Annotated in this window: 23 protein-coding genes and 1 tRNA gene; 17 read left to right on the top strand and 7 right to left on the bottom strand. The window is 63.6% G+C overall.

Features of this window, described 5'->3' with window-relative positions; translation table 11 throughout:
* The 3 genes from ectB to FHY55_RS07855 are packed head-to-tail and all read left to right on the top strand — an operon-like array spanning nt 1 to nt 3,138.
* Complete coding sequence (gene ectB, locus FHY55_RS07865) at nt 1-1,293, top strand: diaminobutyrate--2-oxoglutarate transaminase (protein ID WP_140013659.1); 1,293 nt, start codon at nt 1-3, stop codon at nt 1,291-1,293.
* Nucleotides 1,294-1,298: 5 nt separating this feature from the next.
* Nucleotides 1,299-1,703 (top strand): ectoine synthase, encoded by a 405-nt coding sequence (locus FHY55_RS07860; protein ID WP_140013658.1) that lies wholly within the window; start codon nt 1,299-1,301, stop codon nt 1,701-1,703.
* 1 nt (nt 1,704) lies between these two features.
* On the top strand, nt 1,705-3,138 hold the full coding sequence (locus FHY55_RS07855) for an aspartate kinase (RefSeq protein ID WP_140013657.1): 1,434 nt from the start codon (nt 1,705-1,707) through the stop codon (nt 3,136-3,138).
* Nucleotides 3,139-3,200: 62 nt separating this feature from the next.
* Here FHY55_RS07855 and FHY55_RS07850 read toward each other — a convergent pair whose 3' ends face one another.
* On the bottom strand, nt 3,201-4,523 hold the full coding sequence (locus FHY55_RS07850) for an aspartate aminotransferase family protein (protein ID WP_140013656.1): 1,323 nt from the start codon (nt 4,521-4,523) through the stop codon (nt 3,201-3,203).
* A 109-nt stretch (nt 4,524-4,632) separates the two neighbouring features.
* Between FHY55_RS07850 and FHY55_RS07845 the strand changes: the two genes are divergently transcribed.
* The 4 genes from FHY55_RS07845 to FHY55_RS07830 all read left to right on the top strand — a co-directional run bounded on the left by FHY55_RS07845 (nt 4,633) and on the right by FHY55_RS07830 (nt 9,629).
* Nucleotides 4,633-5,493, top strand: a complete 861-nt coding sequence (locus FHY55_RS07845) for a MurR/RpiR family transcriptional regulator (RefSeq protein WP_254695453.1) — start codon at nt 4,633-4,635, stop codon at nt 5,491-5,493.
* Nucleotides 5,494-5,527: 34 nt separating this feature from the next.
* Entirely contained in the window at nt 5,528-6,493 is a 966-nt protein-coding gene (locus FHY55_RS07840; RefSeq protein WP_140013655.1) for a TAXI family TRAP transporter solute-binding subunit, read from the top strand.
* Nucleotides 6,494-6,594: 101 nt separating this feature from the next.
* On the top strand, nt 6,595-9,201 hold the full coding sequence (locus tag FHY55_RS07835; RefSeq protein ID WP_140013654.1) for a TRAP transporter permease: 2,607 nt from the start codon (nt 6,595-6,597) through the stop codon (nt 9,199-9,201).
* The gene (locus FHY55_RS07830; RefSeq protein ID WP_140013653.1) at nt 9,198-9,629 is read left to right on the top strand and encodes a universal stress protein; all 432 of its coding nucleotides are present in this window, start codon (nt 9,198-9,200) and stop codon (nt 9,627-9,629) included. The genes FHY55_RS07835 and FHY55_RS07830 overlap by 4 nt, the downstream gene beginning before the upstream one ends.
* A 103-nt stretch (nt 9,630-9,732) precedes the next feature.
* On the opposite strand, the gene FHY55_RS20870 is transcribed toward FHY55_RS07830, so the two are convergent.
* Nucleotides 9,733-9,867, bottom strand: coding sequence for a hypothetical protein (locus tag FHY55_RS20870; protein ID WP_256377577.1), 135 nt, complete (start codon nt 9,865-9,867; stop codon nt 9,733-9,735).
* 2 nt (nt 9,868-9,869) lie between these two features.
* A complete protein-coding gene (locus tag FHY55_RS20745) occupies nt 9,870-10,016 on the bottom strand; it encodes a hypothetical protein (RefSeq protein ID WP_254695452.1) in 147 nt (48 codons plus the stop codon).
* 213 nt (nt 10,017-10,229) lie between these two features.
* Here FHY55_RS20745 and FHY55_RS07820 point away from each other — a divergent pair, with 213 nt between their 5' ends.
* Nucleotides 10,230-11,303 (top strand): DUF475 domain-containing protein, encoded by a 1,074-nt coding sequence (locus FHY55_RS07820; RefSeq protein ID WP_140013652.1) that lies wholly within the window; start codon nt 10,230-10,232, stop codon nt 11,301-11,303.
* Nucleotides 11,304-11,517: 214 nt separating this feature from the next.
* Here the strand turns inward: FHY55_RS07820 and FHY55_RS07815 are convergent.
* Nucleotides 11,518-11,604, bottom strand: a tRNA-Leu gene (locus FHY55_RS07815).
* Between the two features lie 122 nt (nt 11,605-11,726).
* On the opposite strand from FHY55_RS07815, the gene lipB reads away from it, so the two are divergent.
* Nucleotides 11,727-12,377 carry a lipoyl(octanoyl) transferase LipB gene (gene lipB / locus FHY55_RS07810; protein ID WP_140013651.1) on the top strand — a complete coding sequence of 217 codons (651 nt, stop codon included), beginning with the start codon at nt 11,727-11,729 and terminating at the stop codon, nt 12,375-12,377.
* A 4-nt stretch (nt 12,378-12,381) separates the two neighbouring features.
* Here the strand turns inward: lipB and FHY55_RS07805 are convergent, their stop codons facing one another.
* Nucleotides 12,382-12,909 carry a hypothetical protein gene (locus FHY55_RS07805; RefSeq protein ID WP_140013650.1) on the bottom strand — a complete coding sequence of 176 codons (528 nt, stop codon included), beginning with the start codon at nt 12,907-12,909 and terminating at the stop codon, nt 12,382-12,384.
* A gap of 392 nt (nt 12,910-13,301) precedes the next feature.
* Here FHY55_RS07805 and FHY55_RS07800 point away from each other — a divergent pair, with 392 nt between their 5' ends.
* Entirely contained in the window at nt 13,302-15,200 is a 1,899-nt protein-coding gene (locus tag FHY55_RS07800; protein ID WP_140013649.1) for a PhoX family phosphatase, read from the top strand.
* Nucleotides 15,201-15,281: 81 nt separating this feature from the next.
* Here FHY55_RS07800 and FHY55_RS07795 read toward each other — a convergent pair whose 3' ends face one another.
* A complete protein-coding gene (locus FHY55_RS07795; protein ID WP_140013648.1) occupies nt 15,282-16,631 on the bottom strand; it encodes a helix-turn-helix transcriptional regulator in 1,350 nt (449 codons plus the stop codon).
* A gap of 225 nt (nt 16,632-16,856) precedes the next feature.
* Here FHY55_RS07795 and FHY55_RS07790 point away from each other — a divergent pair, with 225 nt between their 5' ends.
* The 7 genes from FHY55_RS07790 (at nt 16,857) to FHY55_RS07760 (ending at nt 25,320) form a co-directional block, all read left to right on the top strand.
* Entirely contained in the window at nt 16,857-18,245 is a 1,389-nt protein-coding gene (locus FHY55_RS07790) for a substrate-binding protein (protein WP_140013647.1), read from the top strand.
* 196 nt (nt 18,246-18,441) lie between these two features.
* Entirely contained in the window at nt 18,442-19,452 is a 1,011-nt protein-coding gene (locus FHY55_RS07785; protein ID WP_140013646.1) for a branched-chain amino acid ABC transporter permease, read from the top strand.
* Nucleotides 19,453-19,456: 4 nt separating this feature from the next.
* Nucleotides 19,457-20,668 (top strand): branched-chain amino acid ABC transporter permease, encoded by a 1,212-nt coding sequence (locus FHY55_RS07780; protein ID WP_140013645.1) that lies wholly within the window; start codon nt 19,457-19,459, stop codon nt 20,666-20,668.
* A gap of 12 nt (nt 20,669-20,680) precedes the next feature.
* On the top strand, nt 20,681-21,436 hold the full coding sequence (locus FHY55_RS07775) for an ABC transporter ATP-binding protein (protein WP_140013644.1): 756 nt from the start codon (nt 20,681-20,683) through the stop codon (nt 21,434-21,436).
* 17 nt (nt 21,437-21,453) lie between these two features.
* Nucleotides 21,454-22,209: an ABC transporter ATP-binding protein gene (locus FHY55_RS07770; protein WP_140013643.1), complete on the top strand. Its 756-nt coding sequence runs from the start codon at nt 21,454-21,456 to the stop codon at nt 22,207-22,209.
* Between the two features lie 109 nt (nt 22,210-22,318).
* Nucleotides 22,319-24,265, top strand: coding sequence for an acetate--CoA ligase (gene acs, locus FHY55_RS07765; protein ID WP_140013642.1), 1,947 nt, complete (start codon nt 22,319-22,321; stop codon nt 24,263-24,265).
* 230 nt (nt 24,266-24,495) lie between these two features.
* Entirely contained in the window at nt 24,496-25,320 is an 825-nt protein-coding gene (locus FHY55_RS07760; RefSeq protein ID WP_140013641.1) for a hypothetical protein, read from the top strand.
* Nucleotides 25,321-25,355: 35 nt separating this feature from the next.
* On the opposite strand, the gene FHY55_RS07755 is transcribed toward FHY55_RS07760, so the two are convergent.
* Nucleotides 25,356-25,805, bottom strand: coding sequence for a YtoQ family protein (locus tag FHY55_RS07755; protein WP_140013640.1), 450 nt, complete (start codon nt 25,803-25,805; stop codon nt 25,356-25,358).
* Nucleotides 25,806-25,810: the final 5 nt, after the last annotated feature.

Raw genomic sequence — 25,810 nt, 5'->3', positions numbered from 1 at the left:
ATGCCCAAGGACATGACCGATACCGCTGATATCTTTACCCGTCGCGAGAGCGAGGCCCGCTCCTATTGCCGTGGCATGCCCGCGATGTTTTCCAAGGGGCGCGGCTCCGAGCTGATCGACGCCGATGGCAACGCCTGGATCGACTTTCTCGCCGGCTGCTCTTCGCTGAACTACGGCCACAACGACCCCGATATGAAGACCGCATTGGTCGATCACATCACGGGTGACGGCATTGCGCACGGGCTCGACCTGCACACCGATGCCAAGGGCGCCTTCATCGACGCCTTCGAGCGCCACATCCTCGCGCCCCGCGACATGGATCACCGGCTGATGTTCACCGGCCCGACCGGCGCAAACGCCGTTGAGGCGGCGATGAAGATTGCCCGCAAGGTCACTGGCCGCACCAATATCATCGCCTTCACCAACGGCTTCCACGGCGTGACCATGGGCGCATTGGCAGCCACCGGCAACGGCTACCACCGGGGCGGCGCTGCGATGGCGACCTCGGGCGTGACCCGCATGCCCTATGACGCTTACTTCGGTGAAGATGTCGATACCGCCGCGCAGCTTGAGCAGATGCTCTCGGATGCCTCCGGCGGCGTGGACGCGCCCGCCGCAATCATTCTGGAGACCGTTCAGGGTGAAGGCGGCCTCAATGCCGCGCGGCCCGAATGGGTGCGCCACATCGCAGCGATCGCCAAGAAGCACGGTGCGCTGCTGATCATCGACGACATCCAGGCCGGTTGCGGGCGCTGCGGCACCTTCTTCTCCTTCGAGGAGATGGGCGTGACCCCGGATATCGTGACGATGGCCAAGAGCCTTTCGGGCTTCGGCCTGCCCTTCGCCATGCTGCTGGTGCGCCCCGAGCATGACGTGTTTGGCCCCGCCGAGCACAACGGCACCTTCCGTGGCAACACCCATGCCTTCGTGACCGCCCGCGTGGCGATCGAGAAGTTCTGGGCCGATGATGCCTTTCAGAAGGAGCTGGCAGAGAAGCAGCAGCTCATTCACGACCGGCTCGCCGATGTTGCCGCCCTCGTGCCCGGCGCACACCTCAAGGGCCGTGGCCTGATGCAGGGCGTCGATGTGGGCTCCGGCGAGCTGGCCGGTGCCATCTGCGCCCGCGCCTACGAGCTGGGCCTCGTCATCGAGACCTCTGGCAACGAAGACCAGGTGGTCAAGGTGCTCGCCCCCCTCACAACCCCCGTCGAGACCTTCTCGAAGGGGTTCGATATCCTGCTGACCGCCGCCCGTGGCGTGCTGGACAGCCAAGCCAAGATTGCAGCGGAGTAACCCCGATGATTGTCAGAGATTTCAACGAGATCGTCAAAAACGAGCGCGACCGTGTGGTCAGCGATGCCCAGTGGAGCTCCGTGCGGATGCTGCTGGCGCAGGATGGCATGGGCTTTTCGTTCCACATCACCTTCCTTGAAGCCGGTTCGGAGCACACCTTCGAATACAAGAACCACTTCGAGAGCGTCTATTGCATGGAAGGCAAGGGCTCGATCACCGATCTGGCGACCGGCGAGACCCACGCGATCAAGCCCGGCGTGATGTATGCGCTGAACGAGCATGACCGCCACGTGCTGCGGGCCGAAGAAGAGCTGGTGATGGCCTGCGTCTTCAACCCGCCCGTGACTGGCACCGAGGTGCACCGTGAAGACGGCTCCTATGCCGCCGCCGAAGAGGCCGTGGAGGCCTGAGATGACCCATACGGTTGAAAAAATCGGCGGCACCTCGATGGACCGCATTCATGACCTGCGCGACACGCTTATCCTGGGTGGGCGCGGCGCGGAGGAGCTTTATGGCCGGGTGTTCGTGGTGTCGGCTTTCGGCGGCATTACCAACCTGCTGCTGGAGCACAAGAAAACCGGCGAGCCCGGGGTCTATGCGGCCTATGCCATGGGCGACGATGCCGAAGGCGAGGGCTGGGAGGCCCGGCTGAACCGCGTGGCTGAGGCCATGCGCGCGGCCAACACCCGAGTGCTGGAGGCACCGGAAGATCTCGAAAAGGCCGAGACCTTTGTGGAAGAGCGCATTCAAGGTGCCCGCACCAGCCTGCTGAACCTGCGCCGCCTGTGCCGCCACGGCCACTTTCGCCTGTCCGAAAACCTGGCCCACACCCGCGAACTGCTCGCCGGTATGGGCGAGGCACATTCGGCCTACGTCACCACCCTGATGCTGAAGCGGGCGGGCGTAAAGGCGCGCTTCGTCGATCTTTCGGGCTGGCGTGACGAAGGCGGCCTCTCGCTGGGAGAGCGCATCACCGCCGCGCTGGATGGCATTGATATGATGACAGAAATGCCCATCGTCACCGGCTACGCGCAATGCGTCGAAGGGCTGATGGGTGAATTTGACCGTGGCTATTCCGAGGTCACCTTCTCGCGGCTCGCAGCCCTGACCGGCGCGCGTGAGGCGATCATCCACAAGGAGTTTCACCTCTCCTCCGCCGATCCCAAGCTGGTGGGCGACGGGGCGGTGCGCAAGCTCGGCCGCACCAACTACGACGTGGCCGATCAGCTCTCGAACCTCGGGATGGAGGCGATCCACCCCAAGGCCGCCAAAACCCTGCGCCAGGCCGAAGTGCCGCTGCGGGTGACCAACGCCTTCGAACCCGAAGATCCGGGCACCCTCATCGACGACCGCCCTGCCGACTCCCCGGCGGTGGAAATCGTCACCGGGCTCGATCTTTTTGCGCTGGAAGTCTTCGAGCAAGACATGGTGGGCGTTAAGGGCTATGACGCGGCCATTCTCGACGTGCTCAAGCGCCATAACGTGCGGATCGTGTCGAAGGTCTCCAACGCCAACACGATCACCCATTACGTCGATAGCTCGATGAAGGCGCTGCGGCGGGTCGAGAACGACCTGACGAAGCTTTACCCCTCCGCCGAAATCAGCGCCCGTGCCATTGCCATGGCCTCGGTGATCGGGCGTGACCTTTCGGGGCTTTCGGTGCTCACGCGCGGTTTGCAGGCCATCGCCTCTGCCGGGCTGGAGGCCATCGGCGCCAGTCAGGGCCCGCGCAATGTGGATGTGCAATTCATCCTCGACCGGGATGCGCTGAAGCCCGCAACAGCCGCGCTTCATGCGGCACTGGTAGAGGGCAAAACCCGCCCCTCGCTGGTCCGCGCTGCTTGAACACACTTTTTCACCCCGGCGCCGCAGTTCGCGCCGGGGTGCCCTGCCCTATCCCCACCAATTCAAGCCAATACGGCCCGCACGCTGGCCGAGAGCTTGCCCACCAACTCATCTATCTGCGCCTTGGTGCAAATGAACGGCGGGGCGAGCAGCACGTGGTCACCTGACTGCCCGTCAATCGTGCCATTCATCGGATAGCAGATCAGCCCGTTCTCCATGGCAGTCGCCTTCAGCCGGGCCGCGAGTTTGCGGCTTGGGTCGAACGGCGCTTTGGTGGCGCGATCTGCCACAAATTCCAGCCCACGGAACATGCCGCGCCCGCGAATGTCGCCCACATGCGCATGCTGGCCAAACTCCGCCTCCAGCGCCTCGCCCAGATAGTGCCCCATCTCGGCGGCCCGCGCGGTCATCCCGCCTGTTGTCAGCTTGGTCACCACCGCGAGTGCCGCGGCGCAGGCCACCGGATGGCCAAGGTAGGTGTGGCCATGCTGGAAAAACCCGCTGCCCTCCTCGATGGCGCGGTAGATTTCGCCCGAACAGAGCATTGCACCAATCGGCTGATAGCCCGCGCCCAAGCCCTTGGCGATGGTTATGATATCGGGGCGCACGCCGTCCTGCTCGCAAGCAAAGAAGCTGCCGGTGCGCCCCATGCCGCACATCACCTCGTCAAGGATCAGCAGCACGCCGTACTTGTCGCAAATCTCGCGGATGCGGCGGAAGTAGCCCGGCACCGCCGGCACCGCCCCCGCCGTGGCCCCCACCACCGGCTCGGCCAGAAAGCCGATCACCGTGTCCGGGCCGACGCGCAGCAGTTCGGCCTCCAGCTCATCGGCCACGCGCTGGCCGTATTGCTCCGCGCTCTCGCCCGCCTCGCGGCCCCGGTATTCGTAGCAGGGCGCAATGTGGCTGGCCGAAACCATCACCGGATCGAAGGGAGCGCGCCGCCACAGGTTGCCCCCTGTGCCCAGCGCGCCCAGCGTGTTGCCATGATAGCTTTGGCGGCGGGCGATGAAGCGGGTGCGCTCGGGCTGGCCGATCTCCAGCATGTACTGCCGCGCCAGCTTGAGCGCTGATTCCACCGCCTCCGAGCCGCCCGAAACCAGATAAACCCGCTCGATCCCCTCCGGCGCATGGGCAATCAGCGCATCGGCCAGCGCCTCCGCCGGGGGTGACGTAAGGAAACCCGTGTGCGCAAACTCCAGCGACTCAAGCTGCGCCCGGATCGCCGCGATAACGTCTTTGTCGCCATGCCCAAGGCAGGACACCGCCGCGCCGCCTGAGCCGTCCAGATAGGATTTTCCTCCCGAATCATACAGGTAGATACCTTCACCGCGCACTGCCATGGGCAGCTTGCCCTTGGTCTGCCGTCCAAACACGTGAGTCATGTGCTTTCCAGATTGTCAGAGAACCTGCCCCCACTGAAACAGGTGATTCAAACATTGACAACGATTGAAACAATGCGGACGGTCGAACCAACTGCAGCGGGGGAATGTTTTGCCAACATTCGAGATGCGCCTGAGCGAGAAATACGGGGAGCTGAGCGGCACCCTGCGGCAGGCGGCTGACTATCTCTCAGCCAACCCGGTGAATGCAGCCACCCGCACCCTGCGCACCGTATCGCGTGACAGCGGCGTATCTCCGGCCTCCTTTTCGCGGCTCGCCCGTGCGCTCGATTATGGCGGATTCGAAGAGCTGCGCGAGGAGATGCGCCGCAAGATCAACCGCCGCGTCAACGATTTTGCAGGCCGCGCCGAACAGCTTCAGCAGGCACACAGCGAAAACCGCGCGAGCTTTCTGGATGCCCACCTCGCCGCCTGTCAGGCCAACCTCAAGGAGTTTGCCGAAAGCGTTGACCGCGCAGCATTGGATGCTGCGGTCGACAAGATCGCGGCGGCCCGCAAGGTGCTGCTGCTGGGTGCGCTCGGCTCAACGGGCGTGGTGGAATACCTGTCTTACATGGCCAATTTCTGTGCCGACAACTGGGTCATGGCCGGGCGCATGGGCGCTTCCCTCGGGGGCGGGCTCACCGGGCTGGATGCACGCGATGTGCTTATCGTCGTCACCAAGCCGCCCTTCTCCGACAGGGCGATCCGCGCGGCAGAGCTGGCGCATAGCAAGGGTGTTCATGTGGTGCTGATCACCGACACCCACAAATGTCCGGCCTTGAAACATGCCGACGCAGGCTTCATCGTCGCAACCAACAGTCCGCATTTCTATTCCTCCTACGTCGTCACGATGTTCCTTGTGGAGACGCTTATCGGGATATTGGTAAGCCGTTCCGGGCCAGCAGCCCGCGCAAGAATCGCTGAGGTGGAGGGGGCAAACCGGGTCTTGGCAGAAGTCTGGGATCTATAAAAAACTTCGAACATCGAACCAAAGGGAGATGATAATGTTCAACAAACTGAAACTCACGGCCATTGCCGCGGCCACCACCGCGCTGATGGCCCCGGCCGCGCAGGCCGAGGAGTTCATCACCATCGGCACCGGCGGCGTGACCGGCGTGTATTACCCCACCGGCGGCGCAATCTGCCGCCTCGTGAACAAGGGTCGCCGCGACCACGGCATTCGCTGCTCGGTCGAGTCCACCGGCGGCTCGGTCTACAACGTGAACACCATTAAGGAAGGCGAGCTGGAATTCGGCGTTGCCCAGTCCGACATCCAGTACAACGCTTTCAACGGCGTGGTGCAGTTTGAGGATGGCGCCTTTGACGGCCTGCGCGCAGTGTTCTCCGTGCACCCCGAGCCCTTCACCGTGGTGGCCCGCGCCGATTCCGGGATTTCCACCTTTGAAGACCTCAAGGGCAAGCGCGTGAACATCGGCAACCCCGGCTCCGGCCAGCGGGCGACGATGGAAGTGTTGATGGAAAAGATGGGCTGGACGGCAGGCGACTTTGCTCTCGCCTCCGAGCTGAAGGCTGCCGAGCAGTCCGCCGCCCTCTGCGACAACCAGATCGACGCGATGGTTTACACCGTCGGCCACCCCTCCGGCTCCATCCAGGAAGCCACCACGGCCTGTGACTCGGTGCTGGTGGAAGTCTCTGGCGACGCGGTGAACGCGCTGGTCGAAGAGTTCCCCTTCTACTCCGTGGCCACCATCCCCGGCGGCATGTATCGCGGCAATGACGGCGACACGACCACCTTCGGTGTGCGTGCCACGCTGGTGACCTCCGACGCCGTGTCGGAAGATGCCGTGAAGGCGCTGACCGCTGCGGTCTTCGACAACTTCGAAGACTTCAAGGGCCTGCACCCCGCCTTCGCCAACCTGACGATGGAAGAGATGGCCACGCAGTCGCTCTCCGCCCCGCTGCACCCGGGCGCAGAGGCCTACTACAAGGAAAAGGGCCTGATCGAGTAATCGACCGGCACTGACACGATCCCGGGGGGCGGCGCGCCGCCCTCCGGACAACGGGGACCAAGAATGACAACAGGCCAGAATGGCCGACACGGGGGTGGACCATGTCCAAGGAAAATCGCGCGCTCAGTGAAGAAGAGCTACAGGAACTCGTTGCCGCCTCCGACAGTGGCGCACGCTCGGTTCCGGGCACATTGGGCACGGCGATTGCTGTTGTCGCCCTTGTCTGGTCGATCTTTCAGGTGCTGCTCGCCTCGCCATGGGCGCCCTACATCCTGCCCGGCGATCTGATCAACAATTCCCGCCAGATTCACCTCGCCTTCGCCATTTTCCTCTCCGCCATGGCCTACCCGCTCTGGAAGGGCGCATCGAAAACCTCGGTGCCCTGGTATGATTGGGTGCTGGCGCTCGGCGGCGCCGCGCTGGCGATGTATGGCTATATCTTTTACGACAAGATCGTCAGCAACGGGGGCCTCGCAGATGACACCGACGCCATCGCGGCGCTGCTCGGCCTGATCCTGCTCTTCATCGCCGCCTACCGCACGCTGGGCCCCGTCATGGTGGCCCTCGCGGTTGTGTTTTTGCTCTATGTCTTCTTCGGCTCGTCCGAGGTGGTGCCCGACCAGATCCGCTGGGCCGGTGCCTCGCTGCGCAAAGCCATGTCGCATATGTGGATCACCTCAGAGGGCGTGTTTGGCATCGCGCTCGGCGTGTCCACCAAGTTCGTCTTCCTCTTCGTGCTCTTCGGGGCGCTGCTGGATAAGGCGGGCGCGGGAAACTACTTCATCAAGATGGCCTTTGGCGCGCTTGGCCACCTGCGCGGCGGGCCTGCCAAAGCCGCCGTTGTGGGCTCGGCGGCCACCGGCCTCATCTCCGGCTCTTCCATCGCCAACGTGGTGACCACCGGCACCTTCACCATCCCGCTGATGAAGCGCGTCGGCTTCTCGGCCGAAAAGGCCGGCTCGGTCGAGGTGGCAAGCTCGGTGAACGGGCAGATCATGCCCCCGGTCATGGGCGCGGCGGCCTTTCTGATGGTCGAATACGTGGGCATCTCCTACGTCGAGGTCATCACCCACGCCTTCCTGCCTGCGATCATCAGCTACATCGCGCTGGTCTACATCGTTCACCTCGAAGCGGTGAAGAACAAGATGCCGACCATCGGCAACAAGGTGGTGAACCTCTTCAACACCATCCTCGGCATGTTTGCCTTCTTCGCCGGTTTCGCCATCCTCTGCTACGCCACCAAGTTTCCGGTGCAGGCGATCACCTCGATGTTCCCCGAAGGCTCGGGGCTGATCCTCGCGGCGCTGCTCGGCCTCGTCTACCTCGGCCTGATCTACCTCGCCTCCACCGTGCCGGACCTTGAGCCAGACGATCCCAACGCCGAAGTGGTGGAACTGCCGGACATCCCGAAAATCTACAAATCGGGCCTCTACTACCTGCTGCCGATCATCGTGCTCGTCTACTTCCTGATGATCGAGCGCAAATCCCCCGGCCTCTCGGCCTTCTGGGCCACCTTCCTGCTCTTCGGCATCCTGCTGACGCAAAAGGCGCTCAAGGCGATGTTCCGGGGCGAAAGCGCGGCGCTGAACCGGCTGAAGGACGGCCTCTTTGACCTTTACGAAGGCATGATCGACGGCGCCCGCAACATGATCGGCATCGGCCTTGCAACGGCCACCGCCGGTATCATCGTGGGCACCGTCTCGCTCACCGGCATCGGTCAGGTGATGGCCGATTTTGTTGAGTTCCTCTCCGGCGGCAACCTGATCCTGATGCTGATCTTCGTGGCGATCCTGTCGCTGATCCTCGGCATGGGCCTGCCAACCACGGCCAACTACATCGTGGTCAGCTCGCTGATGGTGGCCGTTGTGGTGGAGCTTGGCGCGCAGTCGGGCCTCGTGGTGCCGCTGATCGCGGTGCACCTCTTCGTCTTCTACTTCGGGATCATGGCAGATGTAACGCCACCCGTGGGGCTAGCGAGCTTTGCGGCGGCGGCTGTTTCGGGGGGCGATGCCATCCGCACCGGCTTTACCGCCTTCTTCTACAGCCTGCGCACGGTGGCCCTGCCCTTCGTCTTCATCTTCAACACCGACCTGCTGCTGATCGACGTGACATGGGTGCAGGGCATCATCGTCTTCATCGTCGCCACCATCGGCATCCTCGTGTTCACGGCGGCCACGATGAACTTCTTCCTCGTGCGCAACCGGATCTATGAAACCGTGGCCCTGCTGGTGATCGCCTTCGCCCTGTTCCGCCCCGGCTTCTTCATGGATCAGATCCAGCCACCCTTCGCCGATATCGAGCCTGCGGGCTTCGAGCAGGCGGTGGGCGAGGCAGACGTGGGCGATACCCTGCGCGTGGTGGTCTCCGGCCCCGATTTCGACACGCTGGAGATGAAGGATACCACGCTGGTGCTTCAGGTGCCCGAGGGCGATGACGCCGCCGCCCGTGTCGAGGCGATGGGCTTCCTGATGGTGCCCGAGGAGGGCCGGATGTATCTTGACGAACCCGCCTTTGGCTCGCCAATCGCCGAAGACCTCTCCAGCTTCGACTTCTACGGCGACGACCGGGTCGAGATCACCGCAGTGCGGGCACCGGTGCACGGCCTGCCCAAGGAGCTGATCTTTATCCCCGCGCTGCTGCTGTTGGGGCTGATCGCCTTCCTGCAACACCGCCGCAAAGAGCCCGAAATGGAAGGAGCCCCGGCATGACCGAAGTCGTTCTCTGCGCCGTCGACATCAACCGCCCCGAAGAAGAAGCCTCTGTTCTGCGCGAAGCCCAGAAACTGGCCGCCTTCTACGGTGCCACGCTTGATGTCATCACCGTTGTGCCAGATTTCGGCGCCTCGGTTGTCGGCTCCTACTTCGAGGCCCATCACGTCAAAACCGCCCGGGATGGCGCGGCCACCTTGCTCGACAAGATGGTGGAGGGCGTCATCGGGGATGAGGCCAACAAGCACGTCCGCCACGTTGTTGCGGTTGGCACGGTGTATGAGGAGGTGCTGAAGGCCGCACAGGTCACCGGCGCCGATCTGATCGTGATCGGGGCCCATGGGGAGGACTTCAAGGATTACCTCCTCGGCCCCAACGCCGCCCGCGTGGTGCGCCACTCCAAGTGCTCGGTGCTGGTCATCCGCTAGAGGCCGCCATAACGGACGAGCGCCCCTTGCAACAGGGGCGCTTGCACCTTTGCCAGCGCGGTGCCGCCCTCCAGCCCAGTCGTCCAAGGACGGGGCCGATTGGCTAGGCCTTCAACGTGACGAAGCAATCAAAGATCTCCGGCACATTGTCATCGCCCATCCCCGCCTCCACGGCGGCCATGAGGTTGTGCGATGTGCCCTCGGCAATCTCGGCGCGGGTGCCAAGGTCTTCGGCCATTTTCAGGAAGTAGCCGAGATCCTTGTTGGCGTTTTGATCGAAAAGCCAAGGTCGCTGACACCATCCACCGCGTAGTTCTTGCAGAACACCATGAACGGCGAGTTGGAGGGGCCGGTCGACATGATCTGATAGAGCTGCGCCCGGCCCACCCCCGTGGCTTAGCCCAAGACACGCCTGCCGGACCAGGCCCGAAAAACAGCAAAAGGCACCCCGATGACCCTGTGAAAGATCAACGCTCACCCTTACCTTCATTCCAACGCGCCCCTGCGCGACAAACCGGTGACCGGGCCCCTCTGGCGGAAGTGACGGCGCTTCCGTGATGTCGGCATCCAGATATTCCAGCCGCCTGCAAAGACGAGACCATGGCACAAGAGACCCTCCGCCCCGGCAAGGCTGCAACAGCACGCGGCCTGCTCTCCTACTTCAAATGGGCCTTCATCGTAACGGCCCTTGGCATCCTGCTTGGCGCATGGCTCGGCTGGGTCACGACGGGCACCCTCGCCGGCACCCTCGGCATCGTCTTCATCTGCTCGGTGCTCGCGGTCCTGGAAATTTCGCTGAGCTTCGACAACGCAATCGTAAACGCCAACAAGCTCAAGGACATGCGCCCGGAATGGCAGCGGCGCTTCCTGACGTGGGGCATCCTGATCGCGGTCTTCGGCATGCGGATCGTCTTTCCGCTGCTGATCGTGGTCGTGGCGGCCAAGATCGGCCCGTGGCAGGCCATCGTGCTCGCCGCCGCCCGGCCCGAGGACTACGCCACCATCATGCAGGACGCCCATCTGCCCATCGCGGCCTTCGGCGGCGCCTTCCTCATGATGGTCGGCCTCAGCTTCTTCTTCGACCGTGAGAAAGACATTCACTGGGTGCGCTGGCTGGAGCGGCGCATGGCCGATTACGCCACCATCCGCGGCATCGAGGTGGCCGTGGTTCTGCTCGTCACCATCGGCTTTTCACGGCTGCTCGACGGTGCGGACGTGCAGGTATTCTTCTCCGCCGCGATCTGGGGCCTGCTCACCTTCTTGCTGGTCGAAGTGGTGGGCGGCTTGCTCGACAGCAACCAGAAATCGGCGAATACCGCCGCAAAGGGCGGCATCGGCGCGTTTCTCTACCTTGAGGTTCTGGACGCCTCCTTCAGCTTCGACGGGGTGATCGGCGCCTTCGCCCTCACCCAGAACCTGCTGATCATCGCCATCGGCCTCGGCATCGGCGCGATGTATGTGCGCTCGATGACAATCATGCTGGTGGAGAAGGGCACGCTCAACGAATACCGCTTTCTCGAACATGGGGCCTTCTATGCGATCATCGCACTCTCGGTGGTGATGTTTGCCCAATCCGTCATCCACATCCCCGAAGTCATAACCGGCCTCGGCGGCGCGGCCCTGATCGGCATATCGCTCTGGTCGTCCATGCGCTGGAACCGGGCAAACCGCTGAGAGCAAAGGGTTTTGCCCGCCCAAGGCGCAAGCGCGATCGGCGCGAAGAATGTCAGAAGGTGAGTTGCGGGAAGGATGGCGCGCCCGTTGGAACGGAGCTCGAACTCAAATCAGGAATCGGCTGCGCCGCTCGAACTTGAGAGAATGGTGCGCCCGTTCGAACACAGTTCGAACTCACAACATGAATCGGCCGCGCCGTTCGAACTTGTGAGAATGGTGCGGTCGAGAAGACTCGAACTTCCACGGGTGTTACCCCACAGCGACCTCAACGCTGCGCGTCTACCAATTCCGCCACGACCGCAAATCTTGGCTTGGTGCAGGGCTTCTAGCGAAAGCCCGGGCCGATGAAAAGCGGTTTTTTCAACCTTTGTCTTTTGCAGCCGGGGGCTGGATTCTTTCGGCCCCAACGGCATATCTGACGCCATGGTCGAATGGATCACATCGCCGGGGCTCACCCCCTATGAAGAGGCCGTTTCCCGAATGGAGGAGCGGGCGGCGGCGATCCGTGCGGGCACGGCCTCCGAGGCGATCTGGCTGGTCGAGCACCCGCCGCTCTACACCGCCGGCACCTCCGCGCAAGAGGCCGATCTGCTCACCCCCAACCGCTTTCCTGTGCACGCCACCGGGCGCGGCGGGCAATACACCTATCACGGGCCGGGGCAGCGCGTGGCCTATGTCATGCTCGATCTGGCCGAGCGGGGCCGTGATGTGCGCGCCTTCGTCCACAAGCTGGAGGCCTGGATCATTGCCACGCTGGCCGAGTTTGGCCTTTCCGGCGAGCGCCGCGAGGGGCGCGTGGGCATCTGGATCCCTCGCCCCGACAAGCCCCCCCTGCCCGATGGCACGCCCCGCGAAGACAAGATCGCCGCCATCGGCATCCGCCTGCGCCGCTGGGTCAGCTTTCACGGCATTTCGATCAACCTCGAACCCGAGCTTGAGCACTTCTCCGGCATCACCCCCTGCGGCATCTCCGGCCACGGCGTCACCTCGCTTGTCGATCTCGGCCTGCCGGTCACGATGGACGATCTCGACCTCGCGCTGAAGCGCGCCTTCACCGCCACCTTCAGCGCGTGACCGGCTAGATCGCGTTGGGATAAACCGCTTTAAGCCCGGCAGGGTCCACATGGTTGTAAACCCGCGCATTCGCGGCCCCGTTGGCCATCGCACGATTGGCACCGACGACATTGGGGACACGGTTGGCATCATCCGCATCAACCGCATCATCCCAAGCGCGCGCCGTGATCGCGCAGGTCGTGTTGTTGATGTTGTGGAAGTTCACGTAGGACGACCCGGCTTGCGGCAGGCTCGCCCAATAGATCGGGCCGGTATAGTGGAGGTCGTTGGCGATATCGCGCAGCTCCGCGTAATCCGCGAGAAGCCCGGGCCCTGTAGACGCCGCGTAGAGCGCACGCAGAGCGCCCCCTCGGGCGTGGCCGTTGATAAACCCGACAAGGGCCGCCTTCTTGCCCGCGTTGAGGCTGCCGTTGAGGTGAAAGCCAAACAGGCCACCCGCCGTTACCGCCACGACGGCTCGACACCCCAGCACCGAGGGGAATCCGATTTCGGTGTCGTCAAATCCAATCTCGCGCTCACACAGATAAATCATTTCGGTATCTCCATTAGAAATTAAATAACTTCTCTCGCCCGGGAGGCGCGGCGCTTCAGACAATCCGGCCCGACACCGCCCAATGTGCCCCCCGGTTGCGCGGCCGGCGGCCCCCTGCGGCTCCGAGCAGCATCCGCAAAACCCATCGCGGCGGCAAGGCTGGCCATCTCATTTGGCGCGGTGCAATAGCACCACTCTCCCATAGCCTGCCTCCCTTGGCGCTTTTTCGCCTAAAACGTGTATCCACACAACCCGGCGGCAGGGGGCTTGTCATCTGCCCGTAACATCCCTGTCACAAAACCGATTCCGGCCCCGGTTACCTCCGGCCCGGAGCGAGAGCGCAGGCTTAACCGCGCCTCGAAGTCACACCACAGCCAGGGAGCCCCCACGCGATGACCGACCAGAAACACAACCTCTCCTTCGACGATTGGGATGAGGTCAACTTCCCCCGCCCCGAAGAAAACGACTTTGACCGCGTGGTCGAGCGCGCCGTATCCCGCCGCGGCTTCCTTTGCTCCGTGCTGGCCTTCGGCTCCGGCGCTGCTGTCATGGGCACCGGCCTGCTCAAAGGCACCACCGCGCTGGCCGAAGCCCACGCGATGAAAAACCGCTTCCCCTTCACCCCCATCGACATTGCCACCGACCACGAGGTGCATGTGCCGGAGGGCTATACCTCCAAGGTGCTGGTGAGCTGGGGCGACCCGCTCTTTTCCGACGCCGAGGGCTATGACGTGAACGCCGGTGGCGGTGCCGTTGAAGGCTCCGACCGGGTGTTTGGCGAAAACACCGACGGCATGGAGCTGTTCTCCTTCGAAGGCCACGAAATCATCGCGGTGAACTCCGAATACGTGAACCGTGACGAAAACCTCCCCGCCGAGCAGGAAGGCACCCCGGCCAACGCCGATGACGTGCTGAAGCTGCAAAACCTGCAAGGCGTGACGGTGATGGAAGTGGCCCCGGGCGACGATGGCTATTCGGTCGTGGTCGACAGCCCCTTCAACCGCCGCATCCACCACAACACGCCCATGACCATCGCCGGCCCCGCCGCCGGGCATGACCTGATGAAAACCGAGGCCGACCCGACCGGCACCGAAAGCCTCGGCACCATGAACAACTGCGGCTCGGGCCGCACGCCTTGGGGCACCTACCTGACCTGCGAAGAAAACTTCAACGGCTACTTCGGCTCCACCGATGCCGATGCGCCGCGCCCCGATGGCTACGACCGCTACGGCATCGGCGCCGATGGCTGGGGCTACGACTACCACAAGCACGACGCGCGCTTCGACTACTCGAAAAACCCCAACGAGCCGCATCGTGTGGGCTGGATCGTCGAGATCGACCCGACCGACCCGGAAAGCACCCCGGTCAAGCACACCGGCCTTGGCCGCTTCAAGCACGAGAACGCCGCCTGCGCCGTGGCCCCCGATGGCCGCGTGGTGGTGTATATGGGCGACGACGAGCGCGGCGAGTACATGTACAAGTTCGTCTCCAACGGCACCTGGGCGCCTGGTGCCTCCACCGAGGGCCTGCTGGATGACGGCACGCTCTACGCCGCCAAGTTCAACGACGATGGCACCGGCGAGTGGCTGGCGCTGACGCCCGAGAGCACCGGCATGGCCTCTCTGGCCGAAGTGCTGATCTTCGCCCGCATGGGTGCCTCCGCCGTGGGGGCCACCACGATGGACCGCCCCGAGTGGATCGCCGTGAACCCCCACGCCATTGAGGCCTACTGCTGCCTGACCAACAACAAGAACCGCGGCGTGAAAGCCAATGCCGGGGGCGACGAAACCCCGGTCAACGGCCCCAACCCGCGCGAAACCAACAACTTTGGTCAGATCGTCCGCTGGCGTCCCTCCGAGGACGACCACGCCGCCGATACCTTCGAGTGGGATCTCTACGTCATGGCGGGCAACCCCGAGGTCTACCCGAACAACGAGTATGGCGGGTCCGACAACGTGACGCCGGGCAACATGTTCAACTCGCCCGACGGCATGGCGTTTGACAGCAACGGCCTGCTCTGGATCCAGACCGATGGTGACTACAGCAACGAAGGCGAGTTCGAAGGCCACGGCAACAACCAGATGCTGGTTGGTGATCCGGTGACCGGCGAAATCGCCCGCTTCCTGACCGGCCCGAATGGCTCCGAAGTCACCGGCGTCTGCTGGTCGGCGGACCGCCGCACCATGTTTGTCGGCATCCAGCACCCCGGCGGCAGCTGGCCCACCGGCGAGGGCCTGCCGCGCTCCTCGGTGATCCAGGTCACCCGCGACGACGGCGCGCTGATCGGCTGAGGCTGGCACATACTCCGGGCGGGACATGTCCCGCCCCCTCCCCGGGGGGCCGCGCAACTGTGCGGCCCCTTCTCTTTTGCCCTACCCCTGTCGCCCGATGATTGAGGGCTCCCGCCGCGCCGGGCAGGCCTCGCGCGGACAAATCCGGCAGGAGGTGCCCAGCTCCAGCACCTGCTGCGCCTCCCGCGCGCCGCCAAAGCCCTCATCCAGCAGCAGCATATGCGCCTCAAACACCTGCGGCGCGCCGAAGGCGGTCTCCCCCACCGGGCGGCAGATTGCAAAGGCGGTAAACCTGCGTGGGCTGCGCCCGGCCATCTCCACCACCGCCCGCACCGGCAGCGTGGGGCGGGTGAGCGCGGCATAGAGCGGCCAGAGCGCACAGGCTGCGCCGAAGCGCGGCATCGGAAAGCCCGACACCGGCTTGCGAAAGGTGAGCGTGCCCGAGCCATCGCAGCCCACCAGCCCGATCTCGCCGGGCAGCCCGTCGCGCGGCAGGCTGGCGAGCCGCCGCAGCACGGCCTCCACCGGCTGCTGAAAACGGGCGGCCAGCGGCCCCGGATCATAGCCAAGCTCATGCGCCGCCTCGGCGAAGGTGCCCAGCGGCATCGCCTCGGCATCGGCGCGGTAGCGCTCCAGCTGCGCCGTCGCCATCGCCTGCGAGGCCTCCCCCCTCAGCTGCCCGGCGGCATGCGCCTCCTGCACCAGCCGTTCGGTGCGCCCCGCGCCGCCCACTTCCAGCGCCTCGATGTGAAAGCCCTGCCCCGCCAGCCAGCCTTCCACCTCCTCCTGCGGCGTGCCCGCGCCCGCATCAGCGCTGCCGCCGTCATCAAGGTAGCGCACCAGCCCCTCGGCGCTTTCCGCGAGCCTGGCACTGTCGTCATTGATGTTGCGGTGAAAGCGGTTCAGCCAGTCGCGGTCGAGGTCCGGCGTGTCGGCGAGGATCGCGGCCGTCGAGCGGATCGCGGTGACCGACGAGAGCATCTCGTGCAGGCTGGCGCTGAGATGCGGGTCATGGCTGAGCCGGTCCGAGAGCGCCTCCACGCTGCGCTCGGCCTCCCGCACCCGGGCGCGGGTTTCTGCCAGCAGCGCGGCCCAACCGGGAAAGCGGCCCGCAAACTCCTCCACCCGGTCCAGCTCTTCCGCTGTCATCGCAGGCTGCGCCGCCAGCCCCTCGCGCGGGCCTTCCACGGCTGCTTCGCGCAGCGCATCCACCAGCGCCGTTTCAGCGCCCTCTGATAGCGCTACCGGCTCGGTGTCGAGCGCCCGGGCGAGGCTGACAAGCAGTTTGCCGCCGATTCTGCGCCGGTTGTGCTCGATCAGGTTGAGGTATGAGGGCGAAATTCCGACCCGTTCGGCCAGCTCGCTCTGCTTGAGCCCAAGATCGGCCCGCCTTGCGCGGATCCGGCTGCCGGTGAGCACGCTCTTGGCCAAGGTATTTCTCCCGTGTTTTCAACGCGATTCTGCATCTGCGTGACAAGAACTTTACAACTTGGCTACACTGCCTGACAAAATCTTTACAGAAAAATCGTTTACGGCAAGGCGCTTGTTGCCACCTTTGCCCGAAACCCCTGATAATGAGGCAGCCCTTAAATGGGCCGTGGCGCATATCGGGGGAGGAGCCCCTTTGCCCCACATAAACTCAACGGGAGGACTTCCATGTCGACATCCAAGTTCACACGCCGTGGCGTGCTGAAAACCGGCGCCGTTGCCGGTGCGGGCCTCGCCCTGCCCACCATGTTTACCAGCCGGGCCAACGCCTACGTCAACGAGCCCACCGGCGACACCGTCACCCTCGGCTTCAACGTGCCCCAGTCCGGCCCCTACGCCGATGAGGGCGCCGACGAGCTGCGCGCCTTCGAACTGGCCGTCGAACACCTGAACGGTGAAGGCGACGGCGGCATGCTCAACACCTTCTCGTCCAAGGCGCTGAAGGGCAACGGCATCCTCGGCAAGAAGGTGGCCTACGTCACCGGCGACACCCAGACCAAGTCTGACGCCGCCCGCGCCTCCGCCAAGTCCATGATCGAGAAGGACGGCGCGGTGATGATCTCCGGCGGTTCGTCCTCGGGCGTGGCCGTGGCCGTGCAGGGCCTCTGCCAGGAAGCTGGCGTCATCTTCATGGCCGGTCTGACCCACTCCAACGACACCACCGGCAAGGACAAGAAGGCCAACGGCTTCCGCCACTTCTTCGATGCCTACATGTCCGGCGCCGCGCTGGCTCCGGTGCTGAAGAACGAGTACGGCTCCGACCGCCGCGCCTATCACCTGACCGCCGACTACACCTGGGGCTGGACCCAGCAGGAGTCGATCCAGGCCTCCACCGAGGCCCTCGGCTGGGAAACCGTCGAAAACGTGCTGACCCCGCTGGCGGCCACCGACTTCTCCTCCTACATCGCCCCGGTGCTGAACTCCGGCGCCGATGTGCTGGTGCTCAATCACTACGGCGGCAACATGGTGAACTCGCTCACCAACGCCGTGCAGTTCGGCCTGCGTGACAAGATGGTCAACGGCAAGCAGTTCGAGATCGTCGTGCCGCTCTACTCCGAGCTGATGGCCAAGGGTGCGGGCGAAAACATCAAGGGCATCCTCGGCTCGTGCAACTGGCAGTGGTCGCTGCAGGATGAGGGCACCAAGGCCTTCGTGAAGTCCTTCGGCACCAAATACGGCTTCCCGCCGAGCCAGGCTGCGCACACCTGCTACGTGCAGACCCTGCTCTATGCAGACGCCGTCGAACGCGCCGGCACCTTCGAGCCCTGCGCCGTTGTGGCCGCGCTCGAGGGCGACGGTTCTTCGCTCGACGGGATCGACAGCGAGAGCAACTCGGGCCTCGTCTTCGACGGTCTGGGCAACGGCAAAACGCTGTATCGCTCCGCCGACCACCAGTGCTTCAAGGACGTGCTCGTCACCAAAGGCAAAGAGAACCCGACCTCCGAGTTCGACCTGCTGGAAGTTGTCGAAGTCACGCCCGTCGATCAGGTCTACTACGAGCCCGATCACCCGATGTTCGCCGGTGGCGATCTCGGCCAGTGCAACAACGGCGCCTGATCGCGCCACGCACCACCGGGGGGCGGCCACGCGCCGCCTCCCACCTCCCCCGCTCCACGGGGCCCGGGGCACAGCCCGGCAAGACCTAGAAACTTAGAGACCTCCCAAACAGGGACCAGTCGAGGCCAAACGCGCGGGGCAACGCCACCGCGCGAACGGTCGCATTAAAACACAAGCCGCTCTCAAGGTGGGGACGATGGACGCAATCCTACTTCAAATCCTGAACGGGCTCGACAAGGGCAGCGCCTATGCGCTGATCGCCCTCGGTCTGACGCTCATCTTCGGCACGCTCGGCGTGGTCAACTTCGCGCATGGTGCCCTCTTCATGATCGGGGCCTTCTGCGCCGTCACGTTGCAGCGCCTGCTCTCGCTCAGCCATGAGGTCGAGGTGCCGGGCGAAGTCGACTTTCTGGGCAACCAGAGAATGGCCGACATTCCTTACGTCAATGACTGGTTCGGCGAAGCCACCGGCGGCGCGATCATAGACTGGTCGGTGCCGCTGGCGATCCTGCTGACGATCCCGGTCATGCTCTTCGTGGGCTACGTGATGGAGCGCGGGCTGATCAAGCACTTCTACAAGCGCCCCCACGCCGACCAGATCCTTGTGACCTTCGGCCTCGCCATCGTGCTTCAGGAGATCGTCAAGTATTACTACGGCGCCAACCCGATCCAGACCCCCGCGCCAGATGCCCTATCCGGCGTCGCTCAGGTGCTGCCCGGCGTGGTCTACCCGGTCTGGCGGATCGTCTACTTCTGCTTTGCTGCGCTGATCATCACCGGCGTCTTCGCCTTTCTCCAGTTCACCACCTTCGGCATGGTGGTCCGCGCCGGCATGGCCGACCGCGAAACCGTGGGGCTGCTGGGCATCGACATCGACAAGCGCTTTACCTTCATGTTCGGCCTCGCCGCCTCCGTGGCGGGCCTCGCGGGGGTGATGTACGGGCCGATCAACGCGCCCAATTATCATATGGGTATGGATTTCCTTGTGCTCAGCTTCGTCGTGGTCGTTGTCGGAGGAATGGGCAGCCTGCCCGGCGCCGTTCTCGCCGGCTTCCTGCTCGGCATCCTCGAAAGCTTCGCCTCCACCACCTGGGCCACCACCACCCTGCCCGGGATCAACCAGATCATCATCTACCTCGTTGCCATCATCGTCCTGCTGACGCGTCCGCGCGGTCTAATGGGGCGCAAAGGCGTGATGGAGGACTAAGAACATGCTCGGATTGAACAAGAAAGATACCAACCTGCTGCTGGTGGTCCTCGCACTCACCATGCTGGCCCCCTTCATCCTCAACCCCTTCCCGACGGGCAGCGCGATGGCGCAGTTCAACGCGGGCTACCCCGACCTGATGCAGCGTTTCGTGATCTTCGGGATCTTCGCCATCGGCTTCAACATCCTCTTCGGCCTCACCGGCTACCTCTCCTTCGGCCACGCGGCCTTCCTCGGGGTGGGCAGCTACTCGGCGGTCTGGATGTTCAAGCTGCTGTCGATGAACATCATCCCGGCGATCATCCTGTCGGTCATCATTGCGGGCCTCTTCGCCCTCGTGATCGGCTTCGTCTCGCTGCGGCGCTCGGGGATCTACTTCTCGATCCTCACGCTGGCCTTCGCGCAGATGTCTTTCGCGCTGGCCTACTCGGTGCTCACGCCCATCACCAACGGTGAAACCGGCCTGCAGCTCACCCTGAGCGATCCGCGCATCCTTGGTTCCTCCGCGGCCGCTGACGGCTCAATCCCGGTGACCAACCTCTTCGGGCTGGAAATGCGCGCCGCCTACGATCTGGCCGTCGGCCCGTGGACCTTCACCTTCTCGGCGGGCTACTACTTCTGCGCCGTGATGCTGCTGCTGGCCTTCTACCTCGCCATCCGCATCTTCCGCTCACCCTTCGGCATGATGCTGCGGGCGATCAAGTCCAACCAGACCCGGATGAACTACACCGGCCTCAACCCCAAGCCCTACACGCTGGCGGCCTTCGTGATCTCCGGCATGTATGCCGGCCTCGCCGGTGGCCTGATGGCAGCGATGGACCCACTGGCCGGGGCCGAGCGGATGCAGTGGACCGCCTCGGGCGAGGTGGTGCTGATGACCATCCTCGGCGGCGCTGGCACGCTGATCGGGCCGGTGCTGGGCGCCGGCATGATCAAGTATTTCGAGAACATCCTCTCGAAGATCAACGAAAGCGTCCTGCACACATGGTTCGGCTTCATGCCGGACGGGATGGAAGATTTCTTCGTCTCCATCGTCTACCCCTTCGTCGGCAAGGGCTGGCACCTCACGCTGGGCATCCTCTTCATGCTCGTCGTGATCTTCCTGCCCGGCGGCCTCGTCGAGGGCGGGCAGCGGATTGGCCGGATGTTCCGGCGCCGCGGGGCCAAGGCCTCGGGTGCCGAGGCCGAAGCCGCAAAACAGCAACCCGGCGAATAAGGAGAGAGACCCATGGGAATTCTCGAAGTCAAAGGCGTCAACAAGCGCTTCGGCGGTCTCCAGGCGCTGGGCGATGTGAACCTGAGCGTGGAAGAAAACACCGTCCACGCCATCATCGGCCCCAACGGCGCGGGCAAATCGACCCTGCTCAACTGCCTCGTCGGCAAGCTGATCCCCGATAGCGGCTCGGTCAGCTTCGACGGCAAGTCGGTGCTGGGCCGCTCCCCGCATGAAATCAACCAGATGGGCATTTCCCGGGTGTTTCAGACCCCCGAGATCTTTGGCGATCTGACGGTGTTCGAAAACACCATGATCCCCTGCTTCGCCAAGCGTGACGGCACCTTCAGGCTCAATGCCATCGGATCGGTGCTGAGCCAGCGCGACATGCGCGACATGGCCATGACAATGCTTGAAGACGTGAACATGGCCGACAAGGCCGATGTCCATGCCGCCTCGCTCTCGCGGGGCGACAAGCGGCGGCTCGAAATGGCGATGTGTCTGGCGCAGGAGCCCAAGATGCTGCTGCTCGACGAGCCAACAGCGGGCATGGCGCGGGCCGACACCAACAACACCATCGACCTGCTGCGCGAGATCAAGGAAAAGCGCGACATCACCATCGCCATCATCGAGCATGACATGCACGTGGTCTTCTCGCTGGCCGAGCGCATCACCGTGCTGGCGCAGGGCACCCCGCTGGTCGAGGACACGCCCGAAAACATCAAGGGCCACCCCAAGGTGCAGGAAGCCTATCTCGGAGGCCACGGCTGAGGCCGGAGGAGAAAGACATGAACGTCAAACCCGACTTTTCCAAAAACGCCAACCACGCCGCCACCGCCCCGGCCTTCTTTTCGGTCTGGGATCTGGAGGCCTATTATGGCGAGAGCTACATCGTGCAGGGCATCTCCTTCAACGTCCACGAAGGCGAGATCCTTGCGCTGCTGGGTCGCAACGGCGCGGGCAAAACCTCCACGCTGCGCGCCATCGCCCGGTTGGATGATCCGCAGGTGACCCACGGCGAAATCTGGCTCGACCATGAGCCGCTTCACCTGAAGCGCGCCCATGAGGCCAGCCAACTCGGCATGGGCCTCGTGCCCGAAGATCGCCGCATCATCCCCGGCCTGACCGTGGAAGAGAACATCAAGCTGGCACAGATCGCCCCGCCCATCGGCTGGTCGCTCTCGCGTCTCTACGAGTTGTTCCCGCGCCTCGGCGAGCGCAAAAACCAAGAGGGCGTGACCCTTTCGGGCGGCGAACAGCAAATGCTCGCCATCGCCCGCGCCCTCTCGCGTGACATCAAGGTGCTCCTGCTCGACGAACCCTACGAGGGCCTCGCCCCGGTGATCGTCGACGAGATCGAAAAGACCCTGCGCATCATCAAGGAGCAGGGCATCACCACGATCATCGTCGAGCAAAACGCGGTGCGCGCGCTTGAACTGGCCGATAGGGCGGTGATCCTCGACACCGGCAAAATCGTATTTGACGGCACCGCCGCAGAAGTGCTTGAGAACGAGAGCCTGCGCGCCGAGTATCTCGCCATCTGAGTGCGACCTTTCGGGGGCTGGCCCTTCTCCGGGGCCGCCCCTACCACTTTGCACAGAGGAAGACCGGACCGCGCGGCGCAGCAGATGCCCCGGTCCAGAGGAGGACATGATGACCGAAGCCAAAACCTATCCGCCCAGCGCCGAGTTTGCGGCCAATGCCAATGTCGATGCCGCCAAGTACGAAGAGATGTACGCCGCATCGGTGAATGACCCGGAGGGCTTCTGGCGCGATCAGGCCAAGCGCCTCGACTGGTTCACCTTCCCCGAAACCATCAAGAACACCTCCTTCAAGTCCGATGACGTGTCGATCAAGTGGTATGAGGACGGCGTGCTCAACGTCGCCGCCAACTGCATCGACCGCCACCTTGAAAAGCGCGCCGACCAGACGGCGATCATCTTCGAGCCCGACGACCCCGAGACGCCCGCGCAGCACATCACCTACCGCGAGCTGCACGAAAAGGTCTGCCGCATGGCCAACGTGCTGCTCTCGCAAGGCGTCATGCGCGGCGACCGGGTTGTGATCTACCTGCCGATGATCCCCGAGGCCGCCTATGCCATGCTGGCCTGTGCCCGCATCGGCGCGATCCACTCCATCGTCTTCGCCGGCTTCTCGCCCGACGCGCTGGCCAACCGGATCAACGACAGCGGCGCCAAATGCGTTATCACCGCCGACACCGCCCCCCGCGGTGGCCGGGTGACCGCGCTGAAGAGCAACACCGATGCGGCCCTGCTGCACTGCTCCGACAAGGTGCGCTGCCTTGTCGTCAAGCACACCGGCGACCAGACCACATGGATCGAAGATCGCGACGTGGACGTGAAGGCGCTGATGGAAACCGCCGCGCCCGAGTGCCCGCCCCGCCCGATGAACGCCGAAGATCCGCTCTTCATCCTCTACACCTCGGGGAGCACCGGCAAACCCAAGGGCGTGGTCCACACCACCGGCGGCTACCTCACCTACGCTGCCCTGACCCACGAGGTCAGCTTCGACTACCACGAGGGCGATGTGTATTGGTGCACCGCCGATGTCGGCTGGGTCACCGGCCACACCTATATCGTCTACGGCCCGCTGGCCAACGGTGCGACCACGCTGATGTTTGAAGGCGTGCCGACCTACCCCAACGCCTCCCGCTTCTGGCAGGTGGTCGAAAAGCACAAGGTTGCCCAGTTCTACACCGCCCCCACCGCCCTACGCGCGCTGATGGGCCAGGGCGACGACTACGTGAAGGGCGCCGACCTCTCCTCGCTCAAGGTGCTCGGCACCGTCGGCGAGCCGATCAACCCCGAGGCCTGGAACTGGTATCACAACGTGGTCGGCGGCGGCAAAACCCCGATCGTCGACACATGGTGGCAAACCGAAACCGGCGGCCACATGATGACCCCCCTGCCCGGCGCCCACGCCACAAAGCCGGGTGCGGCGATGAAACCCTTCTTCGGGGTGCAACCCGTCGTGCTGGAGCCGACCACCGGCGAAGAGATCCACGAAAGCCCCACCGAAGGCGTGCTGGCGATCAAGGATAGCTGGCCCGGCCAAATGCGCACCGTCTGGGGCGACCATGACCGCTTCGAGAAAACCTATTTCTCCGACTACAAGGGCTACTACTTCTCCGGCGACGGCTGCCGCCGCGACGAGGATGGCGACTACTGGATCACCGGCCGCGTCGATGACGTCATCAACGTCTCCGGTCACCGGATGGGCACCGCCGAGGTCGAAAGCGCATTGGTGGCCCACGCCAAGGTCGCCGAGGCCGCCGTGGTCGGCTACCCGCATGAGATCAAGGGTCAGGGCATCTACTGCTACGTCACCCTGATGAACGGCGAAGAGCCATCGGACGACCTGAAAAAGGAGCTGCGCACCTGGGTCCGCACCGAGATCGGCCCCATCGCCTCTCCCGATGTGATCCAATGGGCCCCCGGCCTGCCCAAAACCCGCTCCGGCAAGATCATGCGCCGCATCCTGCGCAAGATCGCCGAGAACGACTTTGGCACCCTCGGAGACACCTCCACACTGGCCGATCCTTCGGTGGTCGACGACCTCATCGAGAACCGCGCCAAGTAGGCTGGGCAATCTGCCCACCACCAAACACCAAAGGCCGGGCCCTGCGCCCGGCCTTCCCACCTCCGTAGGGTGGGCATTCTGCACACTATTCAGCAGTGGCTACCCAAATAGGGTGCGCTTTCACTACGTACCGCTCAAAGAACGCAGAAGGCCGGGCATGAAACCTGGCCTTCCTTTGGCTTTGCCCCGACAGTACGATGCCTACATCGAAAAAACCGGAGCTTGGCTCAATGCCCAGAATTACAATGCAATGGGTCACAGATTGTGTGTCTGCAATTCGAGATCTGAAAACGATGCCGGAAAGTAGCAGCACGCTCGACGTTGTAATGGCTGTGATTAATGCCCGGCTGAAACTTGATGACTTGTACCAAGGTAGCGTCTATGCGAGTTACCTAAAGGTCTCCGTTGGTGAAGCAAACAAGTTCAAGGCCAAACTCGACGATATCAACGAAAAGTACGTCAGAGACCTCAATCAAGAAATGGAGCGGGCGGACGTCATGTCCCTCCGAGGAAGTGCATCGACACTCCTTAGTATCCTTAGTTCGGAGCTTGGCGTCGCGCCCGTATTCTTACTTGAACGCAAGGAAGGATATGACACGGACACTCTATGTTCTGCTGGCCATCAACTTTTCCCCACGTCGATCATCGTGAAAGTCCCGGACGTTTGGGACGATATGCAAGAGGCTGGGAAGGCTTTAGCGTTCGACCTTCCAACTGCTTGCGGGTTCCATGTGTTCCGTGTCTTGGAGTCAACGCTCAGGGCATATTGGGACTGCGTTTCTGACAAAAAGAAGCGACCCAAGCCAGCAACAATCGGAAACTTCGCACGCGCCTTAAAAGAGGAAAATCTCGGCGAAGAGAAAATTTGGGAAACCCTTTCCCAAATTTCTCGTCTCCACAGAAACCCAATAATGCATCCTGAGGTCTTGCTCACCAATGAGGAAGCAATAGAAACGCTGGGTATAGCCCGGAGTGCGATCGGAGCAATGGCACGAGTGTTACCTGAAAGGCCTGACTTGCTAGCCCACTTTTCGTCAGACACCCCGTCCGTCTAGCATTGGGCCGAGAAACGCGCTCTCGTATGCCCGCCCTACCCCGGCAACACGCCTTCCAGCACGTAGCGCAACATCTGCGCCACCTGCTCCGAGGTTTCCGCCACCGCCAGTGCTGCCGCATCCACCTCTTTCAAGGCATGCTGATGCTCCGCGCCATGCATCACGATAAGCGACTTGCCCAGCGCGGCGGCCATGCCTGCGTCAAAGGCCGCGTTCCACTGCTTGTATTTCTCGCCAAAGCGCACCACCACCACATCGGCCTGCTCAATGCCGCGCCGCGTGCGGATGGCGTTCAGCTTGGCGCCCTTGTGGTCATGCCAAAACTTACTGTCCTCCGCCCCGAGGATCGCCACGCCGCAATCGTCACTCGCCGCGTGGTCGGTGACCGGGGCGCTGAAGGCCACATCAAGCCCCTTGCAGCCCTCGATGATCTCTTCACGCCACCCGGTGTGGATTTCGCCCGAAAGGTAAACCTGCAACGTCATCTCTT

Origin of the sequence: Oceanicola sp. D3 (assembly GCF_006351965.1) — a bacterium.
GTDB lineage: Bacteria > Pseudomonadota > Alphaproteobacteria > Rhodobacterales > Rhodobacteraceae > Vannielia.
This window is presented reverse-complemented; position numbering and strand designations above follow the sequence as displayed.

What these genes read in the sequence shown, in the direction of transcription:
- ectB (WP_140013659.1), top strand. Translation starts at nt 1, where the DNA reads ATGCCCAAGGACATGACCGATACCGCTGATATCTTTACCCGTCGCGAG.
- FHY55_RS07860 (WP_140013658.1), top strand. Translation starts at nt 1,299, where the DNA reads ATGATTGTCAGAGATTTCAACGAGATCGTCAAAAACGAGCGCGACCGT.
- FHY55_RS07855 (WP_140013657.1), top strand. Translation starts at nt 1,705, where the DNA reads ATGACCCATACGGTTGAAAAAATCGGCGGCACCTCGATGGACCGCATT.
- FHY55_RS07850 (WP_140013656.1), bottom strand. Translation starts at nt 4,523, where the DNA reads ATGACTCACGTGTTTGGACGGCAGACCAAGGGCAAGCTGCCCATGGCA.
- FHY55_RS07840 (WP_140013655.1), top strand. Translation starts at nt 5,528, where the DNA reads ATGTTCAACAAACTGAAACTCACGGCCATTGCCGCGGCCACCACCGCG.
- FHY55_RS07835 (WP_140013654.1), top strand. Translation starts at nt 6,595, where the DNA reads ATGTCCAAGGAAAATCGCGCGCTCAGTGAAGAAGAGCTACAGGAACTC.
- FHY55_RS07830 (WP_140013653.1), top strand. Translation starts at nt 9,198, where the DNA reads ATGACCGAAGTCGTTCTCTGCGCCGTCGACATCAACCGCCCCGAAGAA.
- FHY55_RS20870 (WP_256377577.1), bottom strand. Translation starts at nt 9,867, where the DNA reads ATGGCCGAAGACCTTGGCACCCGCGCCGAGATTGCCGAGGGCACATCG.
- FHY55_RS07820 (WP_140013652.1), top strand. Translation starts at nt 10,230, where the DNA reads ATGGCACAAGAGACCCTCCGCCCCGGCAAGGCTGCAACAGCACGCGGC.
- lipB (WP_140013651.1), top strand. Translation starts at nt 11,727, where the DNA reads ATGGTCGAATGGATCACATCGCCGGGGCTCACCCCCTATGAAGAGGCC.
- FHY55_RS07805 (WP_140013650.1), bottom strand. Translation starts at nt 12,909, where the DNA reads ATGATTTATCTGTGTGAGCGCGAGATTGGATTTGACGACACCGAAATC.
- FHY55_RS07800 (WP_140013649.1), top strand. Translation starts at nt 13,302, where the DNA reads ATGACCGACCAGAAACACAACCTCTCCTTCGACGATTGGGATGAGGTC.
- FHY55_RS07790 (WP_140013647.1), top strand. Translation starts at nt 16,857, where the DNA reads ATGTCGACATCCAAGTTCACACGCCGTGGCGTGCTGAAAACCGGCGCC.
- FHY55_RS07785 (WP_140013646.1), top strand. Translation starts at nt 18,442, where the DNA reads ATGGACGCAATCCTACTTCAAATCCTGAACGGGCTCGACAAGGGCAGC.
- FHY55_RS07780 (WP_140013645.1), top strand. Translation starts at nt 19,457, where the DNA reads ATGCTCGGATTGAACAAGAAAGATACCAACCTGCTGCTGGTGGTCCTC.
- FHY55_RS07775 (WP_140013644.1), top strand. Translation starts at nt 20,681, where the DNA reads ATGGGAATTCTCGAAGTCAAAGGCGTCAACAAGCGCTTCGGCGGTCTC.
- FHY55_RS07770 (WP_140013643.1), top strand. Translation starts at nt 21,454, where the DNA reads ATGAACGTCAAACCCGACTTTTCCAAAAACGCCAACCACGCCGCCACC.
- acs (WP_140013642.1), top strand. Translation starts at nt 22,319, where the DNA reads ATGACCGAAGCCAAAACCTATCCGCCCAGCGCCGAGTTTGCGGCCAAT.
- FHY55_RS07760 (WP_140013641.1), top strand. Translation starts at nt 24,496, where the DNA reads ATGCCCAGAATTACAATGCAATGGGTCACAGATTGTGTGTCTGCAATT.
- FHY55_RS07755 (WP_140013640.1), bottom strand. Translation starts at nt 25,805, where the DNA reads ATGACGTTGCAGGTTTACCTTTCGGGCGAAATCCACACCGGGTGGCGT.